The sequence below is a fragment of the Vibrio coralliirubri genome, assembly GCF_024347375.1.
Classification (GTDB): Bacteria; Pseudomonadota; Gammaproteobacteria; order Enterobacterales; family Vibrionaceae; genus Vibrio; species Vibrio coralliirubri.
Genome location: NZ_AP025470.1, coordinates 3,335,027 through 3,354,778, shown reverse-complemented (window position 1 = coordinate 3,354,778; position 19,752 = coordinate 3,335,027). Strand labels below are relative to the sequence as shown.

The 19,752-nt window shown below is 45.8% G+C and carries 6 protein-coding genes, 2 tRNA genes, 4 rRNA genes and 1 riboswitch; of the genes, 8 read left to right on the top strand and 4 right to left on the bottom strand.

Features of this window, described 5'->3' with window-relative positions:
• The first annotated feature begins 68 nt into the window (after window positions 1-68).
• From rrf (OCV20_RS15115) to OCV20_RS15090, 6 genes are all read left to right on the top strand, one after another.
• A 5S ribosomal RNA gene (gene rrf / locus OCV20_RS15115) occupies window positions 69-184 on the top strand.
• A gap of 410 nt (window positions 185-594) precedes the next feature.
• Window positions 595-2,149, top strand: a 16S ribosomal RNA gene (locus OCV20_RS15110).
• Between the two features lie 353 nt (window positions 2,150-2,502).
• Window positions 2,503-5,396 (top strand): 23S ribosomal RNA (locus OCV20_RS15105).
• Between the two features lie 100 nt (window positions 5,397-5,496).
• Window positions 5,497-5,612: ribosomal RNA gene (rrf, locus tag OCV20_RS15100) — 5S ribosomal RNA — on the top strand.
• Together the 16S, 23S and 5S rRNA genes with 2 tRNA genes alongside form the textbook arrangement of a ribosomal RNA operon.
• A gap of 43 nt (window positions 5,613-5,655) precedes the next feature.
• Window positions 5,656-5,732 (top strand) — tRNA-Asp (locus OCV20_RS15095).
• Window positions 5,733-5,791: 59 nt separating this feature from the next.
• Window positions 5,792-5,868 (top strand) — tRNA-Trp (locus OCV20_RS15090).
• 833 nt (window positions 5,869-6,701) lie between these two features.
• On the opposite strand, the gene OCV20_RS15085 is transcribed toward OCV20_RS15090, so the two are convergent.
• Window positions 6,702-7,982, bottom strand: a complete 1,281-nt coding sequence (locus OCV20_RS15085; protein ID WP_017061334.1) for a cation:proton antiporter — start codon at window positions 7,980-7,982, stop codon at window positions 6,702-6,704.
• A 169-nt stretch (window positions 7,983-8,151) separates the two neighbouring features.
• Between OCV20_RS15085 and metH the strand changes: the two genes are divergently transcribed.
• Window positions 8,152-11,829 (top strand): methionine synthase, encoded by a 3,678-nt coding sequence (gene metH / locus OCV20_RS15080; RefSeq protein ID WP_086774528.1) that lies wholly within the window; start codon window positions 8,152-8,154, stop codon window positions 11,827-11,829.
• Window positions 11,830-11,943: 114 nt separating this feature from the next.
• Here metH and lysC read toward each other — a convergent pair whose 3' ends face one another.
• Window positions 11,944-13,311, bottom strand: a complete 1,368-nt coding sequence (gene lysC / locus OCV20_RS15075; protein WP_086774529.1) for a lysine-sensitive aspartokinase 3 — start codon at window positions 13,309-13,311, stop codon at window positions 11,944-11,946.
• A gap of 108 nt (window positions 13,312-13,419) precedes the next feature.
• Window positions 13,420-13,597, bottom strand: a riboswitch (Lysine riboswitch).
• 176 nt (window positions 13,598-13,773) lie between these two features.
• Between lysC and OCV20_RS15070 the strand changes: the two genes are divergently transcribed.
• Window positions 13,774-14,913: a pyridoxal-phosphate-dependent aminotransferase family protein gene (locus tag OCV20_RS15070; RefSeq protein WP_086774530.1), complete on the top strand. Its 1,140-nt coding sequence runs from the start codon at window positions 13,774-13,776 to the stop codon at window positions 14,911-14,913.
• Window positions 14,914-15,023: 110 nt separating this feature from the next.
• Here OCV20_RS15070 and OCV20_RS15065 read toward each other — a convergent pair whose 3' ends face one another.
• Window positions 15,024-16,784 (bottom strand): PglL family O-oligosaccharyltransferase, encoded by a 1,761-nt coding sequence (locus tag OCV20_RS15065; protein ID WP_086774531.1) that lies wholly within the window; start codon window positions 16,782-16,784, stop codon window positions 15,024-15,026.
• Between the two features lie 96 nt (window positions 16,785-16,880).
• Window positions 16,881-19,712, bottom strand: coding sequence for an excinuclease ABC subunit UvrA (uvrA, locus tag OCV20_RS15060; protein ID WP_086774532.1), 2,832 nt, complete (start codon window positions 19,710-19,712; stop codon window positions 16,881-16,883).
• Between the last annotated feature and the right edge of the window lie 40 nt (window positions 19,713-19,752).

Genomic DNA, 19,752 nt, shown 5'->3' with positions numbered 1-19,752 from the left:
AAAGACCAGACCTTGAATGAGTTTGAAGAGATAGACTTTTAAATCAGTTTTCCGAATTTTAAAATTTGCTTGGCGACCATAGCATTGTGGACCCACCTGATTCCATGCCGAACTCAGAAGTGAAACACAATAGCGCCGATGGTAGTGTGGGGCTTCCCCATGTGAGAGTAGGACATCGCCAGGCTTTAAATTTCGACTTTGTCTATTAAATAGACAAGTCACCATAGAGTTCTAAGTTTTCTTAGTATTTTATGTTGACTTTCAAAGTGGAAAGCGTATTATACGCGTCCTGCTTAAGTGCTAAGGCGCTGAAAGCAAAGCTCTTTAACAATTTAAACCTATCAATCTGTGTGGGCACTCGTTGATGAATATCAAAACGTTTTATCTTCCCTTTTTATTAAGAGAAGTAAAACAGATTCCTCGGAATCAACTTTGGTTTCAATGAACTGAGTGACCAATACGAATAACTACTTTCTCTTGTAGAAAGAAAGTATTTGGCACAGTCAATTCATTATCTTTCTGTTGGGAAGATAATAGCTTTAGAATTACTTTTTGTAGTTTTGAAGTCAGTATTCATTGAGCCGATAAAATCTTAAATTGAAGAGTTTGATCATGGCTCAGATTGAACGCTGGCGGCAGGCCTAACACATGCAAGTCGAGCGGAAACGACACTAACAATCCTTCGGGTGCGTTAATGGGCGTCGAGCGGCGGACGGGTGAGTAATGCCTAGGAAATTGCCTTGATGTGGGGGATAACCATTGGAAACGATGGCTAATACCGCATAATGCCTACGGGCCAAAGAGGGGGACCTTCGGGCCTCTCGCGTCAAGATATGCCTAGGTGGGATTAGCTAGTTGGTGAGGTAATGGCTCACCAAGGCGACGATCCCTAGCTGGTCTGAGAGGATGATCAGCCACACTGGAACTGAGACACGGTCCAGACTCCTACGGGAGGCAGCAGTGGGGAATATTGCACAATGGGCGAAAGCCTGATGCAGCCATGCCGCGTGTATGAAGAAGGCCTTCGGGTTGTAAAGTACTTTCAGTTGTGAGGAAGGGGGTAGCGTTAATAGCGCTGTCTCTTGACGTTAGCAACAGAAGAAGCACCGGCTAACTCCGTGCCAGCAGCCGCGGTAATACGGAGGGTGCGAGCGTTAATCGGAATTACTGGGCGTAAAGCGCATGCAGGTGGTTCATTAAGTCAGATGTGAAAGCCCGGGGCTCAACCTCGGAACTGCATTTGAAACTGGTGAACTAGAGTACTGTAGAGGGGGGTAGAATTTCAGGTGTAGCGGTGAAATGCGTAGAGATCTGAAGGAATACCAGTGGCGAAGGCGGCCCCCTGGACAGATACTGACACTCAGATGCGAAAGCGTGGGGAGCAAACAGGATTAGATACCCTGGTAGTCCACGCCGTAAACGATGTCTACTTGGAGGTTGTGGCCTTGAGCCGTGGCTTTCGGAGCTAACGCGTTAAGTAGACCGCCTGGGGAGTACGGTCGCAAGATTAAAACTCAAATGAATTGACGGGGGCCCGCACAAGCGGTGGAGCATGTGGTTTAATTCGATGCAACGCGAAGAACCTTACCTACTCTTGACATCCAGAGAAGCCAGCGGAGACGCAGGTGTGCCTTCGGGAGCTCTGAGACAGGTGCTGCATGGCTGTCGTCAGCTCGTGTTGTGAAATGTTGGGTTAAGTCCCGCAACGAGCGCAACCCTTATCCTTGTTTGCCAGCGAGTAATGTCGGGAACTCCAGGGAGACTGCCGGTGATAAACCGGAGGAAGGTGGGGACGACGTCAAGTCATCATGGCCCTTACGAGTAGGGCTACACACGTGCTACAATGGCGCATACAGAGGGCAGCAAGCTAGCGATAGTGAGCGAATCCCAAAAAGTGCGTCGTAGTCCGGATTGGAGTCTGCAACTCGACTCCATGAAGTCGGAATCGCTAGTAATCGTGAATCAGAATGTCACGGTGAATACGTTCCCGGGCCTTGTACACACCGCCCGTCACACCATGGGAGTGGGCTGCAAAAGAAGTGGGTAGTTTAACCTTTCGGGGAGGACGCTCACCACTTTGTGGTTCATGACTGGGGTGAAGTCGTAACAAGGTAGCCCTAGGGGAACCTGGGGCTGGATCACCTCCTTATACGAAGATATGCACGATGAGTACCCACACAGATTGATGGTTTAGATTTAGTTAAAGCCAGAGCTTTAATTAATAACGTAAGTTATTGATTAAAGCTTTTTGCTTTATGCTCTTTAACAATTTGGAAAGCTGACTGATTGATTACTTACGAGTAATTCAATCAAATTTAAAAGTTCTCAATGTTTATCTTTCATTAGATAAACACAACAAACACATTCAAGTGTCTTGTATTCGATTCAAACTTGTTTGAATCACAATTGAGTCCGGCAAACAGTCATTGAGAATTAACCCTTCTTAATGACAACCAAAAACCTTGGTTAGTTGCCATACACTAAGACCCTTTCGGGTTGTATGGTTAAGTGACTAAGCGTACACGGTGGATGCCTTGGCAGTCAGAGGCGATGAAAGGCGTAATAACTTGCGATAAGCCCAGATTAGGTAGTAATAACCTTTTGAGTCTGGGATTCCTGAATGGGGAAACCCACTTACATAAGTAAGTATCCTGTTGTGAATACATAGCAACAGGAGGCAAACCGGGGGAACTGAAACATCTAAGTACCCCGAGGAAGAGAAATCAACCGAGATTCCGAAAGTAGCGGCGAGCGAAATTGGATTAGCCCTTAAGCTTTTAATGAGACAGATGAAGGCTCTGGAAAGTGCCGCAATAAAGGGTGATAGCCCCGTAATCGACATCTCATCATCAGTGAAAACGAGTAGGGCGGGACACGTGATATCCTGTCTGAATATGGGGGGACCATCCTCCAAGGCTAAATACTACTGACTGACCGATAGTGAACCAGTACCGTGAGGGAAAGGCGAAAAGAACCCCTGTGAGGGGAGTGAAATAGAACCTGAAACCGTGTACGTACAAGCAGTAGGAGCACCTTCGTGGTGTGACTGCGTACCTTTTGTATAATGGGTCAGCGACTTAATTTTAGTAGCAAGGTTAACCGTTTAGGGGAGCCGTAGGGAAACCGAGTCTTAACTGGGCGTACAGTTGCTAGGATTAGACCCGAAACCAGGTGATCTAGCCATGGGCAGGTTGAAGGTTGAGTAACATCAACTGGAGGACCGAACCGACTAATGTTGAAAAATTAGCGGATGACTTGTGGCTAGGGGTGAAAGGCCAATCAAACCTGGAGATAGCTGGTTCTCCCCGAAAGCTATTTAGGTAGCGCCTCGGACGAATACTACTGGGGGTAGAGCACTGTTAAGGCTAGGGGGTCATCCCGACTTACCAACCCTTTGCAAACTCCGAATACCAGTAAGTACTATCCGGGAGACACACGGCGGGTGCTAACGTCCGTCGTGGAGAGGGAAACAACCCAGACCGCCAGCTAAGGTCCCAAAGTATAGCTAAGTGGGAAACGATGTGGGAAGGCTCAGACAGCCAGGATGTTGGCTTAGAAGCAGCCATCATTTAAAGAAAGCGTAATAGCTCACTGGTCGAGTCGGCCTGCGCGGAAGATGTAACGGGGCTAAGCTATACACCGAAGCTGCGGCTACGTACCTTAGGGTATGTGGGGTAGGGGAGCGTTCTGTAAGCCGTTGAAGGTGGTCTGTAAGGGCTGCTGGAGGTATCAGAAGTGCGAATGCTGACATGAGTAACGATAAAGGGAGTGAAAAACTCCCTCGCCGGAAGACCAAGGGTTCCTGTCCAACGTTAATCGGGGCAGGGTAAGTCGACTCCTAAGGCGAGGCCGAAAGGCGTAGTCGATGGGAAACAGGTTAATATTCCTGTACTTCTTACAATTGCGATGGGGGGACGGAGAAGGCTAGGTGGGCCTGGCGACGGTTGTCCAGGTTCAAGTACGTAGGCGGGTGGTTTAGGTAAATCCGGACCGCTACTAACGCTGAGATACGATGTCGAGCTACTACGGTAGTGAAGTCATTGATGCCATGCTTCCAGGAAAAGCCTCTAAGCTTCAGATTGTAAGGAATCGTACCCCAAACCGACACAGGTGGTCGGGTAGAGAATACCAAGGCGCTTGAGAGAACTCGGGTGAAGGAACTAGGCAAAATGGTACCGTAACTTCGGGAGAAGGTACGCTCTTATCAGTGAAGTCCCTTGCGGATGGAGCAGACGAGAGTCGCAGATACCAGGTGGCTGCAACTGTTTATTAAAAACACAGCACTGTGCAAAATCGTAAGATGACGTATACGGTGTGACGCCTGCCCGGTGCCGGAAGGTTAATTGATGGGGTTAGACTTCGGTCGAAGCTCTTGATCGAAGCCCCGGTAAACGGCGGCCGTAACTATAACGGTCCTAAGGTAGCGAAATTCCTTGTCGGGTAAGTTCCGACCTGCACGAATGGCGTAATGATGGCCACGCTGTCTCCACCCGAGACTCAGTGAAATTGAAATCGCTGTGAAGATGCAGTGTACCCGCGGCTAGACGGAAAGACCCCGTGAACCTTTACTACAGCTTGGCACTGAACATTGAACCTACATGTGTAGGATAGGTGGGAGACTATGAAACCGCGTCGCTAGATGTGGTGGAGTCGTCCTTGAAATACCACCCTTGTAGTTTTGATGTTCTAACGTTGGTCCCTGAATCGGGATTACGGACAGTGCCTGGTGGGTAGTTTGACTGGGGCGGTCTCCTCCCAAAGAGTAACGGAGGAGCACGAAGGTGGGCTAAACACGGTTGGACATCGTGTGGTTAGTGCAATGGCATAAGCCCGCTTGACTGCGAGAATGACAATTCGAGCAGGTGCGAAAGCAGGTCATAGTGATCCGGTGGTTCTGAATGGAAGGGCCATCGCTCAACGGATAAAAGGTACTCCGGGGATAACAGGCTGATACCGCCCAAGAGTTCATATCGACGGCGGTGTTTGGCACCTCGATGTCGGCTCATCACATCCTGGGGCTGAAGTCGGTCCCAAGGGTATGGCTGTTCGCCATTTAAAGTGGTACGCGAGCTGGGTTTAGAACGTCGTGAGACAGTTCGGTCCCTATCTGCCGTGGGCGTTGGAAAATTGAAAGGGGCTGCTCCTAGTACGAGAGGACCGGAGTGGACGAACCTCTGGTGTTCGGGTTGTCATGCCAATGGCATTGCCCGGTAGCTAAGTTCGGAATCGATAACCGCTGAAAGCATCTAAGCGGGAAGCGAGCCTTGAGATGAGTTTTCCCTGGCGCTATAAGCGTCCTAAAGGGTTGTCGTAGACTACGACGTTGATAGGCAGGGTGTGTAAGTGCTGCGAGGCATTGAGCTAACCTGTACTAATTGCCCGTGAGGCTTAACCATACAACACCCAAGGGGTTTTGTGGACTCAAAGAAATACCAAACGCTTGAATGAGTTTGAAGAGATAGACTTTTAAATCAGTTTTCCGAATTTTAAAATTTGCTTGGCGACCATAGCATTGTGGACCCACCTGATTCCATGCCGAACTCAGAAGTGAAACACAATAGCGCCGATGGTAGTGTGGGGCTTCCCCATGTGAGAGTAGGACATCGCCAGGCTTTAAATTTGAACACTTGTCAGCGACGACAAGTATTCCACTGCGGAGTGGTAGTTCAGTTGGTTAGAATACCGGCCTGTCACGCCGGGGGTCGCGGGTTCGAGTCCCGTCCACTCCGCCACTTATTCGATAACCTCGCCTAGTGCGAGGTTTTTTCGAATCTGAAGTAATGAAAGTTTTAGGGGTGTAGCTCCAATTGGCAGAGCAGCGGATTCCAAATCCGCGTGTTGGGAGTTCGAATCTCTCCACCCCTGCCATATTTAAGGCTCTAGCAGAAATGCTAGAGCCTTTTTGCTTTCTGAATCCAATATACGCCATTAGTTAAGCAGCGGATTCTCCGACTTACCAAAACCGCGCGTGTTGAGAGTCTAAACCTCCAACCCTTCTATATACTAAGCCTCAGCAGAAATGCTGGGGCTTTTTTACGTCTGTTGCTTCTACGAAGTAATGTGGGATAACTAGGAGCTCCTAGCTCACCTGCGTGCTCGAATCTCCGGAGTGCCTGCTCATTCCAGCCTTGCCATATTTAAGACTCTAGTCTGCACGTATCGGCAGAAATGCTAGCGCTTTTTATTCCTGTCATTTTTACAAGTATCACTAGAAGTACCACTAGAAGTACCAAGTGTTCCTTTAGCTATCTCTATCGAACACTGATTTAGTGCAGCCTTGCTGTATTTAATGACTTAGTTCAAAGCTAAAGCTTTCTGTTCACCACTCATCTAGCTCCGTAGTCCTGTTAATAACTAACGCTATTCTAGCGAGACGTTGAGTCCCGTTACTTTTGTTTCCAGGTGAAAGGTGAAGCCTTTCGATTGAAGCTTATATAACTTGAGAGTGGGTTATTGGGTAGACTAGCGAGTGGGCAGAAGAACTAATTCTCTGTATGACTTAAGCTCCTTAAAGAGTTCTAGCCACCCACATTAATGCTTTCAATTGCTTAAATACTAGCGCTATCAAATATCGATATAAGTTCTATATTCCACGTATACCTTTCAGCTATAGCTTCAGTGTGGGAATTGGTGAGTTTGACTTTCATTGGGTATAAAAAAGGCCACCTAAAGTAGGCGGCCTTGGTTGATCTATCTAGGTGTTAATCTAGCTCTTTCTCTGCTTGTTTTGCTTTCTCTATCATAGGAGTGATTGTTGAGCCTTGAACTAGAATAGAGAACACAACAACGGCGTATGTCATGACAAGGATTATCTCTTTTACATCTATTGCTTTGTCTTCAATTACCCAGATACCTGAAGGGATCGAAAGTGCCATGGCTAGAGCTAGTCCACCACGCAAACCACCCCAAGTTAAGATCTTGATTGACCAAGGATTGTAAGTTCTAAAACGTTTGAATCCGATATAAGACAAGAAAACACTTAGGTAGCGTGCGCTTAGCACTAGAGGTACTGCGAACGCCATTAAGATCCAGTCTTCTTGGTGGAATTTGAATAACAGCATCGACATACCAATTAATAGGAATAATACGCCGTTTAAGAATTCATCTATCAATTCCCAGAAATGATCTAGGTGATCTTCACTCTCTTTCGAGAATCCGATAAAGCGAGTCCAATTACCAATCATGATACCTGATACCACCATTGCCAATGGACCTGATACATGTAGAACTTCAGCAAACGCATAACCAGCAGTAGGGATACCGATGGTTAATAGCAACTCCATAGAGTGGTCATCGGTGTTGCTGATTAGGTAGTGGAATACAAGACCTAAAACAAAACCATAGACAATGCCGCCAATCGCCTCTTGGACGAATAGCATGGTCACACTGCCGACAGTCGGCGCTTCTGTGCCGAATGCGATAGTAAATAGGGTTACGAAGATAACTAAGCCAAAACCATCGTTGAATAGAGATTCTCCCTCGATTTGAGTAGAGATTCTTCTGGGAGCGTCGAGTTTCTTTACTATTGCTAGCACGGCGATGGGATCGGTTGGAGAGATTAGCGAGCCAAAGAGTAGGCAGTAAATCAGATCAAATTGAATACCGATGAACTGACAGAACCCGTATAGCACAAAACCGATAAAGAATGTTGAAAACAACGTAGCACCTAACGCGAGTACTGTTATTTCCCATTTCTGGTCTTTTAAATTTGGTAACTTAATCCCTAAACCACCAGCAAAGAGTAAGAAGCCCAATATTCCCTTTAGTAGGAAATCTTCAAAGTTGATACTGGCAACGGTTTCTGAGGCGATGTCAGCCAGTTGGAACCAATTGTTTTGTCCCGCAATGATAATCAATAGAGATAACATCATTGAGCCAGCTGTGATGGCGATGGTTGTCTGCATTTTACCAATTTTGGTATTAACGAAAGCAATAAGCATGGCTGCAGCCGACAAGAAGCATAAGGTGTAATAGACCGACATTGGGATTCCAACATGTAACAAAGTATGAATATGAATTTTCGTTGTCTCATGCTCAAATAGCAAACATTTTTTTGTCATGACTCAGTAATCAATTTCCTTTTTTAGACGTCTAGACTCCTTTTTAATGTGTGATAGGATGGAGGGATAATTAAAGGAATGAGGTTGTACCGTGGGAAGTAATGTAAGGCAAAAGATTGACGCTCTGTTGAAGCAACGAATTTTACTGATTGATGGTGGCATGGGCACCATGATTCAGGATTATAAATTGGAAGAGCAAGACTATCGAGGTGAACGCTTTGCTGATTGGCACAGTGACTTGAAGGGCAACAATGACCTTTTAGTTCTTACACAGCCTAAGCTTATCAAAGATATCCATTCAGAATACTTGGAAGCTGGGGCAGACATCCTCGAAACCAATACCTTTAACGCTACAACCATCGCTATGGCCGACTATGATATGGAAAGCCTTAGTGAAGAGATTAACTTTGCTGCTGCCAAGCTTGCTCGTGAAGCAGCTGATGAATGGACCGCAAAGACCCCAGACAAGCCTCGCTTCGTAGCGGGTGTATTAGGTCCAACCAACCGAACTTGTTCTATATCCCCTGATGTAAACGATCCTGGTTACCGTAATGTTAGCTTTGACGAACTGGTTGAAGCTTATTCTGAATCGACTCGCGCGCTCATTAAGGGCGGTTCAGATTTAATTCTTATTGAAACTATCTTTGATACGTTAAACGCGAAAGCGTGTGCTTTTGCGGTTGAATCTGTTTTCGAAGAAGTAGGTACCAGTCTGCCAGTGATGATTTCCGGTACCATCACTGATGCATCAGGTCGTACCCTTTCAGGACAGACGACAGAAGCATTCTACAATGCCCTTCGTCATGTAAAACCTATCTCATTTGGATTGAACTGTGCATTGGGCCCTGATGAACTGCGTGAGTATGTCGGTGAGATGTCTCGTATCTCAGAATGTAACGTTTCCGCTCACCCTAATGCGGGCTTACCTAATGCATTTGGTGAGTATGACCTTTCTCCTGAAGATATGGCTGAGCACGTTAAGGAATGGGCTGAAAGTGGCTTCTTGAACCTAATTGGTGGCTGTTGTGGTACTACTCCAGAGCATATCCGCCAAATGGCTGAGGCAGTTGAAGGTGTAACGCCGCGTCAATTGCCAGATTTACCTGTTTCTTGCCGTCTTTCGGGACTAGAGCCACTGACGATTGCTAAAGAATCTTTGTTCGTGAACGTGGGTGAGCGTACCAACGTTACCGGCTCTGCACGCTTTAAGCGCCTTATCAAAGAAGAGCTCTACGACGAAGCCTTGAGTGTAGCTCGAGAGCAAGTCGAGAATGGTGCTCAAATTATCGATATCAACATGGATGAAGGGATGCTAGACGCCGAGGCGTGTATGGTTAAATTCCTGAATCTATGTGCTTCAGAACCTGAAATCTCGAAAGTACCTGTTATGGTCGATTCTTCTAAGTGGGAAGTTATCGAAGCTGGCCTAAAGTGTATTCAAGGTAAAGGCATCGTTAACTCAATCTCTCTAAAAGAAGGCAAAGAGAAGTTTGTTGAACAGGCCAAATTAGTTCGTCGTTATGGTGCTGCTGTCATCGTGATGGCATTTGATGAAGTCGGGCAGGCTGATACTCGAGAGCGTAAAGTCGAGATCTGTACCAATGCCTACAACATCCTTGTTGATGAAGTCGGTTTCCCGCCAGAAGATATTATTTTTGACCCGAATATTTTCGCAGTGGCGACGGGTATCGATGAGCATAATAACTATGCGGTTGATTTCATTGAGGCAGTAGGGGACATCAAACGCGATCTCCCGTATGCGATGATCTCTGGTGGCGTGTCGAATGTTTCATTCTCATTCCGCGGCAATAACTACGTCCGTGAGGCTATTCACGCGGTGTTCCTATATCACTGTTTTAAAAACGGTATGGATATGGGCATTGTAAACGCTGGTCAGTTGGAAATTTACGACAATGTTCCAGAAGATCTGCGTGATGCTGTTGAAGATGTCGTACTAAACCGTCGTGATGATTCGACTGAACGATTGCTGGATATGGCGACCGAATACTTAGAGCGTGCTGTTGGTAAGATTGAAGATAAATCTGCATTAGAGTGGCGAACTTGGCCTGTAGAGAAGCGTTTGGAGCACTCTTTGGTAAAAGGTATCACCGACTTTATTGTTGAAGATACTGAGGAAGCTCGTGTTAATGCCTCTCGTCCTATTGAAGTGATTGAAGGTCCTCTAATGGACGGCATGAACGTTGTTGGTGACCTATTTGGTGAAGGTAAGATGTTCTTACCACAGGTTGTAAAGTCTGCGCGTGTGATGAAACAGGCGGTTGCCCATTTAGAACCATTCATCAATGCATCCAAAGAAGTGGGTGCAACTAACGGGAAGATTTTGTTAGCGACCGTTAAAGGTGACGTTCACGATATCGGTAAAAATATCGTTGGTGTGGTCTTGCAATGTAATAACTACGAGATTATCGATCTGGGTGTGATGGTTTCTTGCGAGAAGATTCTTAAGGTAGCCAAAGAAGAAGATGTCGACATTATTGGTCTGTCTGGACTGATTACACCGTCTCTTGACGAAATGGTACATGTTGCTAAAGAGATGGAGAGACAGGGTTTCAAGCTGCCTCTTCTGATTGGCGGTGCAACCACATCTAAAGCTCACACAGCTGTTAAGATTGAACAGAATTATTCAGAGCCTGTTGTATACGTAAATAATGCCTCGCGTGCAGTGGGTGTTTGTACTTCACTACTGTCTGATGAATTGAAACCCGCTTTCGTTGAGAAGCTGGATATCGATTACGATCGCGTTCGAGATCAGCACAATCGTAAGAAGCCTCGTACCAAGCCTGTTACGCTTGAAAGAGCTCGTGCCAATAAAGTTGCTATCGATTGGGATGCGTATACGCCACCGGCACCCGCTAAGCCGGGAGTTCACATCTTCAATGATTTTGATGTGGCGACTTTGCGTCAGTATATCGATTGGACTCCATTTTTTATGACATGGTCATTGGTTGGTAAGTACCCAGCTATTTTGGACCATGAAGAAGTGGGTGAAGAGGCAAAACGCTTATTCAAAGATGCCAATGACTTACTGGATCGCGTAGAGAAAGAGAAGCTGCTTGAAGCGCGTGGTATGTGTGCCATGTTCCCAGCGAACAGTGTTGGTGATGATATTGAGGTGTATACCGATGAATCTCGCACCGAAGTTCTAAAGGTTCTACACAACCTTCGTCAACAAACAGAGAAACCAAAAGGCTTTAACTATTGCCTGTCAGATTACATTGCGCCAAAAGAAAGTGGTAAAGCGGACTGGATTGGTGGTTTTGCGGTAACGGGTGGTATTGGTGAGCGAGAGTTGGCTGATGAATACAAAGCGAAAGGCGATGACTACAACGCAATCATGATTCAGGCGGTTGCTGACCGATTGGCTGAAGCGTTCGCGGAGTATCTGCATAAAGAAGTGAGAAAGGATATTTGGGGTTACTCGCCAGATGAGAATTTGTCTAACGACGATTTGATTCGAGAGAAATACCAAGGTATTCGTCCAGCTCCAGGTTACCCTGCTTGCCCTGAGCATACAGAGAAAGGCACGTTGTGGGAGTTGATGGACGTTGAAAAGGCAATCGACATGTCATTAACGACAAGCTACGCGATGTGGCCTGGCGCTTCAGTATCTGGCATGTACTTCTCACATCCTGATGCCCGATACTTTGCTATTGCACAGATTCAACAGGATCAAGTGGATAGCTATGCTGACCGCAAAGGCTGGGATATGTTGGAAGCTGAGAAGTGGTTAGGTCCAAACATTAACTAGTTTGAATCTATGACGAGCTTTGATTCGTAAAGTAAAAAAGAGAAAGGGTTGCTTAATAGCAACCCTTTTTGTATCTGTGATTTAGTTATTTATCTGTCGATGATAACGGACTTTCTACTCAAATAACTCTTGGTGAAGTTTTTGAATCGCCAGCTTAGAAACAGATTCATCCAATAAGAAGCACAAGTTATGTGGGCTTGCTCCGTAACAAATCATGCGTAGGTTGAAATCTTCAAGAGTACCGAATACCTGCTTCGCATAGCCTTTGCTTTCACTCATGTTGTTACCAATAAGTGCAACAAGGCATAGGTCGTGTTCAATATCGACAGAACACAGCTCTTCAAGCTCAAGGCGAGCGGCTTCAGGTAACTCAGGAGCACCACCTGAAGTGTCTGTTTGATCGAGAGTGAGAGACACACTGATCTCTGAGGTAGTGATAAGATCGACCGAGATCTTATGTTTAGCAAGGATCTCGAATACCTTTGCCAAGAAGCCATAGGCATGGAACATGTTAGCACTGCGTAGCGTAACCATAGTTTGGTTGCAGCGTAGGGCAAGCGCTCTAAATAGAGGGGAGCTTTCAACTTGTTGACGAATCCAAGTACCACCTAACTCTGGTGCTTTAGAAGAGCCGACAAATACCGGTATTTGGTGGCGTAGTGCAGGTACTAGAGTTGATGGGTGCAAGATCTTCGCACCAAAGTTTGCCATTTCCGATGCTTCACTGAAGCTGATCTCTGGGATAGGAGAGGCTTTAGGTGCAATACGAGGGTCAGTGGTGTAAATACCCGGAACATCCGTCCAGATTTCTAGACCAATCGCCTGTACAGATTCGGCAATCAGTGCTGCTGAGTAATCACTGCCACCGCGGCCTAAAGTCGTGGTGTTGCCTTCACTATCAGCACCGATAAAACCTTGGGTCACGACAACTTGTTGTTGGCAAAGTGGAATAAGTTTCTCTTGCGCTAGAGTGGCAATATCTTCTAGTTGAGGTTCGGCTTTACCAAAATCATCATTAGTACGCATCACATCTCTGATATCAAAGCGAACAGCAGGAGTGCCTCGTTCAGAGATGATCTGAGCCAAGATGTGTGTCGACATCAACTCGCCACATGCGACAAGGTGATCCGTCAGTTTAGTGCTTGTTTGGAATGATGCAGCCTCTGCAGCGCTCGCAATGTCATCAAGAATGCTGTGAACTTCTTTTTCGATGCTGATTGGGTCTGCGAGTTGGTCAAGAATTGCGTTATGAATGTCCGCTAATTGCGCCATTAGTTCCTGACGACGAGCTTTGTCTTGAACACCATTTGCCAGTTCAACCAGCAAGTTAGTGACACCAGAGCATGCACTACTCACGACCAGTTTCGTGTTTGAGTTGTTTTCAATAATAGCAGCACAACGGCTCATTGCTTCAAAGTTGGCAACACTTGTTCCACCAAACTTAGCGACATTAAAAGAACCAGCTACATTAGATGCACTCACGATATATCTCCCACGACTTCCTAAAATAAAATTACGGTTGGGTAATCCAACGTCCGATGTTTTTCGAAGAGAGTTTTAGAGCAAAAAGAGAGGAATTATTAGAATAGTAACCTCAGAAGCTCTTCACCATATAGAAATGGCGACAGTTGACGGGATTCAGCCCGCTCAACCGATAATAAAGGTCCTGCATACTTTTATTATCTCGGCACTGCTCCCCATAAATGTTTTGTATTGGAAATGCGGTTCCACAAAACATCTGCCTGGGCAGTGCTCCTCTTCTGCTAGATAGCCGTTTCATTGAACGTTTTTGTGGTAACAATGTCAATCCGTAACTTGAGATAATTGAAAAATAATTTTAACAATTATGTGACAGTGGTTTGACCTCAATACTTATGGCTAATTGCTGAGGTAATCAATTTGCTTTAGGGTGGATTGTTCACAACATTAACGTAAGGGATGTACATGTCTAATTTAACACTCACTACTGCTATCGATAGCTTTTATCCACCACACCGAACGTTAATGGGGCCTGGTCCTTCTGATATCTCACCTCAAGTGCTACAGGCTTTGAGCCGTCCAACCATAGGTCACCTAGATCCGCTGTTTATTGCGATGATGGATGAGCTTAAACAACTTCTTAAATACGCTTTTCAGACTGAAAACGAATTTACGATTGCCGTTTCTGCACCGGGCAGTGCGGGTATGGAGACCTGTTTTGTTAACTTGATTGAGCCTGGTGAAAAGGTGATTGTTTGTCGTAACGGTGTCTTCGGTGAGCGTATGCGAGAAAACGTGGTGCGCTGTGGTGGCGAAGCCATCCTTGTTGATGACGAGTGGGGCAAGCCCGTTTCAGTTGAAAAGGTAGAACAAGCATTGGCAGAAAACCCCGATGCTGTTGCTGTTGCATTTGTGCATGCAGAAACGTCTACCGGAGCGCTATCGGATGCTCAAGCTATCTCTGCTGTCGCTCGTCAGTTTGATGCGTTAACGATTGTTGATGCAGTGACATCACTTGGTGGTGTGCCATTGCTGGTTGATGAGTGGCAGCTAGATGCGGTTTATTCTGGCAGCCAAAAGTGTCTGTCTTGTGTGCCAGGGCTATCTCCGGTGACTTTCTCTCAGCGCGCAGTTGATAAAATGAAAGCCCGCCAAGCGCCAGTACAAAGCTGGTTCTTGGATCAAAGTTTAGTACTAGGTTATTGGAGTGGAGAAGGTAAGCGTAGCTACCACCATACTGCCCCCGTGAATAGCCTTTATGCTCTGCATGAGTCGCTTGTTTTGTTGAAAAATGAAGGCCTAGATAATGCGTGGTCTCGTCATCATGCGATGCACCAAGAGCTTAAAGAAGGTGTAGAAGCTCTAGGGTTAAAATTTGTGGTTGATGAAGAGAGCCGCTTGCCGCAGCTTAACGCACTTTATTTCCCAGAAGGAATTGATGAGGCTAAGATCAGAACGCAGCTTTTAGAAGAATATAATCTTGAAATCGGTGCAGGGCTTGGCTCTTTGGCTGGTAAGGCATGGCGTATCGGCCTAATGGGTTACGGTGCTCGTAAAGAGAATGTTGCGTTGTGTCTAAAAGCGCTAAAAGATGTTTTGAAATAGCTGTAATAGACTGAAATTAAAAAGAAAAGCGCACGAGGAAACGTGCGCTTTTTTGTATCTACCCCAAGCTCCTATTTAAATGGTGCTTGCTTTGTGAATTCTTAACATTATTAAGGAGACGAAACGTTATCTTCTGCTTGTGACACTTTCTTATACTGAACCTTTGAAAAGTCTCTATTAGGGAATAAAAAGTTCGCTTCGCTACGAATTTGCTCTGCTTTACTTTCTTCTCCTAGGCCTTGATACGCCAGAATCAGATTGCTGTAGAAAGCCGGTCTTGGTTTGCTCTTTATGATCTCCAGTGACCAATCGATGTAAGGTTGTATAAGGCTCGGGTCGGCTTTGTAGAGGCCAATATTAAGGTAAGTGCTGTATATGTCCCAATCGTAGCGATCTTTCCACACCACTGGGTTCGTTACCTGCTTAAGAATGTCTGGGTTCTTAGGCTTAGACAGTTCAAACTTAGTCAGTACATAATTGGTGTGCAGGGCGCTCAACATATAAAAACTGACCAAGATAGGTATCACTAAGCTCGAGACTCTAAACAGGGTTTTACTGATGATACTGAACGATTGTTGATAATGTCGGGAAGAGCGCTGATCGACCCAGTAAATCAATATAATGAATGTTATCCAGTGAATGGCCGAGTGGTAAAAAGGATACTCAAGTTGAGAGTGCAAAAGGATTGGGATAAATAACGCGAGCAGGGCTAGACGTGTTCCTTTTGCAGAACTTGCTATGCGTGACATCACCAATATTGCAGCAATCAAGATTCCGATGATTGGTACAATCCCCCCTTCAACTCCCCAAAACAGGAACTCATTGTGCGGGTGATCCATTGAAGGAAGACCTGGGTGATAGTTCGAGTTGAGTTGATGTTGGCGAGCCGTATATAGCGTGTATTCAGACTCAAATTTCCCGTAACCATAACCTGTGAATGGCTTTTCGATCATCATATCTAAAGCTTGCGGGAACGTATAAGCGCGCGGGCTTTCTAAGTTAGCTCTTTTACTTGCGAGGCTATCTGTCGCACTGAGGTTGATCACCGTAAAAGCGACGATGACACCGACGAGCACTGATGCGCACCATCCGTAGAAGCGTTTCTTAGTCGAGAACTTGTATAGATAGGGCAGAATGCAGATAAACCCAATGACAGCGGCCAACCATCCGGTACGTGATGCGATGATGATCAGCAAGGGTACGGTTAAGGTTGGGGTTAGGTATAGTAAGAATGACTCGCTAATTTTGTGATTATATTTAGCTGGCTGTCTTGCTAAAAGGTAAGCGGACAGCACAAAACCCGTAGCAAGAAAGCTTGCCATTACATTCGGTTGTTGAAATATCCCATATGGTCGGTTTGCCGCTGTGTTGTAGCCAAATAGGTTACCAGGCTCTAATAAGAAATATTGCACATAGCCAAACAGTGCTTGTATAACAACAGCAAGTACAATGAACCACAACATACGTTGCTTGTGTTTATTGCTGAACTTAAATTGCTGCAGCACCACAAATAAGGCAAAGCCCGCCCATAATCCAAGCAAGCGCCCTGACGCTCCTTGAGGAGCTGCATTACTGTATAAAATAGGTAGTGTGAGTATGATGCAGCTAATCAACAAACCAATCGTTAATTTGGAATACTTGAGTACTCTATTGGTCGCGAGTTGGTAAAAGCCAATTGCTAGCGCGAAGCTTAGCGCCAACCAAGTGGTAGGGTTAAAGGATAGAGCAAGCCCCGAGCCTCCAGGATTCGGCATGAAAAAATGCATGGCTAACAAGAATACAACAGCTAAAGAAGCCAGAAATGCTTTGTTGAGTGGTAGCTGAGTGACCTGATTTTCTAGCTGGGTACCGCTAGTGTGTATTGTTGCCATAAATCCCTAACCTTATAAAAACAGAGCTTGTTCCTTCTGAAACAAGCTCTGTTACTTTAACATTTTTCTGTCTGCCCGCAGGGCGCTATTTTACACCTACTTCAAATTTAACATAGGCTTAAGGAAGCGAGCAGTGTGTGAACCTTCGACTAACGCCACATCTTCAGGTGTACCCTCTGCAACAATCTCACCACCACCTTGCCCACCTTCTGGGCCAAGATCTAGGATCCAGTCTGCGGTTTTAACAACATCTAGGTTGTGCTCAATCACGACAACCGTATTACCGTGATCACGCAGTCTATGTAGCACCGTTAACAGCTGCTGGATATCGTGGAAATGAAGACCTGTTGTTGGCTCATCGAGAATGTATAAGGTTTTCCCTGTGTCTCGTTTAGACAACTCTCTTGCTAACTTAACGCGTTGAGCTTCACCGCCAGACAAGGTTGTCGCTGCTTGTCCGAGGCGAATGTAGGAAAGGCCAACGTCCATTAAAGTTTGCAGCTTACGAGCGATAACAGGCACCGGGTTGAAGTATTCACGAGCATCTTCCACGGTCATCTCTAGAACTTCGTCAATGGTTTTTCCCTTGTAGCGGATCTCTAGAGTCTCACGGTTATAGCGCTTACCTTTACACACATCACAAGGCACATACACATCGGGTAAGAAGTGCATCCCTACCTTGATTACGCCATCGCCCTGACAAGCCTCACAACGACCACCTCGAACGTTAAAACTGAATCGACCTGGCTTGTAACCACGAGAACGTGATTCCTGGGTGCCTGCGAATAACTCACGGATAGGGGTGAAAATTCCTGTATAAGTTGCAGGGTTTGATCTTGGAGTACGACCGATAGGGCTTTGGTCTATGTCGATCACCTTATCAAAATGCTCTAACCCTTTAATCTTTTTGTGCTGCGCCGGAACTGCAGTCGTGGCTCCGTTTAATTGAGTGTGGGCGACTTTAAAGAAGGTGTCATTGATCAGCGTTGATTTACCCGAACCTGATACACCCGTAATACAACTGAACAATCCAACAGGAATTGTCGCGGTCACATTCTTTAGGTTGTTCCCTGTTGCGCCAACGATCTCTACGACCTTTTTCTTGTCGATAGGTGTTCTCTTTTCTGGCACTGCAATTTCTTTAGCACCGCTCAGGTATTGGCCTGTCAAAGAGTTCGGGTTTTCTATGATGTCTTGCATGGTACCTTCTGCAACCACGTGACCCCCATGAACGCCTGCTCCTGGGCCGATATCGATAACATGGTCAGCACAACGAATTGCATCTTCGTCATGTTCCACGACAAGTACGGTATTACCTAAGTCTCTAAGGTGAATTAAGGTTTGCAATAGACGTTCATTATCGCGCTGGTGGAGACCAATTGATGGCTCATCCAGTACATACATAACGCCAACTAAACCGGCACCGATTTGGCTCGCCAAACGAATACGTTGCGCCTCACCACCAGATAGCGTTTCAGCACTGCGCGATAGGTTAAGGTAGTTCAAACCTACGTTGACTAAGAAATGCAGACGATCATTGATCTCTTTCATCACTTTATCTGCGATCTGCCCACGCTGGCCGTCTAACTTCAATTCTTGGAAAAATTGTAGTGCGTCAGCAATACTCAGTTCAACGATTTCCGGCAGTGTTGTATCACCAATGAAAACATTTCGAGCTTCTAATCTCAGGCGAGTGCCATCACAGCTAGAACACGATTTGGTTGAGATGTATTTGGCAAGATCTTCACGCACCGCGTTAGATTCAGTATCACGGTAACGGCGTTCTAAGGTATTTAAAATGCCCTCAAATGGATGACGCTTAACTCGAATATCACCTCGGTCATTGATGTACTTGAATTCCACTTCAGTACGACCTGATCCTTTTAGAATGATCTCTTGAGTCTTTTTAGGTAGAGAATTAAATGGCGCATACAGATCAAAACCATAATGTTCTGACAGCGATGTTAGCATTTGGAAATAGTAGTAGTTCTTTTGATCCCAACCTTTTATCGCACCTTCAGCAATGCTTAGGTTCTGATCTAAAATCACTCTGCTTGGATCAAAGTATTGTTGAACACCAAGACCATCACACGTACCACAAGCACCTGCCGGGTTATTAAATGAGAACAGGCGAGGCTCAAGTTCCTGCATGCTGTAACCACATTTAGGACAGGCGAAGTTAGCAGAGAATACGATCTCTTCTTGATCTGTTTGGTCCATCCAGCCAACAACCGCAATACCGCCAGAGAGCTCTAATGTGGTCTCGAATGACTCGGCTAAACGTTGTTGAAGATCAGGACGAACCTTGAATCTGTCTACCACGACTTCAATGGTGTGCTTCTTATGAAGTTCAAGTGCTGGTGGATCGGATAGATCACAGGTTTCACCATCAATTCGGGCACGGATAAAGCCTTGCGCAGCTAAGTTTTCCAGTGTTTTAACATGCTCACCTTTGCGCTCTTTGACAATCGGTGCCATCAACATCATCTTTGAACCTTCAGGCAGTTCTAAAACCTTATCGACCATTTGGCTGATGGTTTGCGCCGCAAGAGGAATGTTGTGATCTGGACAGCGTGGTTCGCCTACTCGAGCGTAAAGTAGTCTCAGGTAGTCATAGACTTCAGTAATCGTGCCGACGGTTGAGCGAGGGTTATGTGAGGTTGATTTTTGTTCTATTGAGATAGCTGGAGACAGGCCTTCAATATGGTCGACATCAGGCTTTTCCATAAGAGATAGAAATTGACGAGCGTAAGCAGACAGAGACTCAACATAACGACGCTGACCTTCTGCGTAGAGTGTGTCAAACGCAAGTGACGACTTACCTGAACCTGATAATCCGGTGATGACAGTCAGTTTGTCACGTGGAATGGTTAGGTTGACGTCTTTGAGGTTATGCGTACGAGCGCCTCTAATTTCTATTTTATCCATCTCAATAGACCATGTAATTTTAAGTGGCTAAAGTATTACA

Excerpts from the sequence above, each read along its gene's own strand:
- OCV20_RS15085 (WP_017061334.1), bottom strand. The coding sequence starts at position 7,982 with ATGTCGGTCTATTACACCTTATGCTTCTTGTCGGCTGCAGCCATGCTT.
- OCV20_RS15070 (WP_086774530.1), top strand. The coding sequence starts at position 13,774 with ATGTCTAATTTAACACTCACTACTGCTATCGATAGCTTTTATCCACCA.
- OCV20_RS15065 (WP_086774531.1), bottom strand. The coding sequence starts at position 16,784 with ATGGCAACAATACACACTAGCGGTACCCAGCTAGAAAATCAGGTCACT.
- uvrA (WP_086774532.1), bottom strand. The coding sequence starts at position 19,712 with ATGGATAAAATAGAAATTAGAGGCGCTCGTACGCATAACCTCAAAGAC.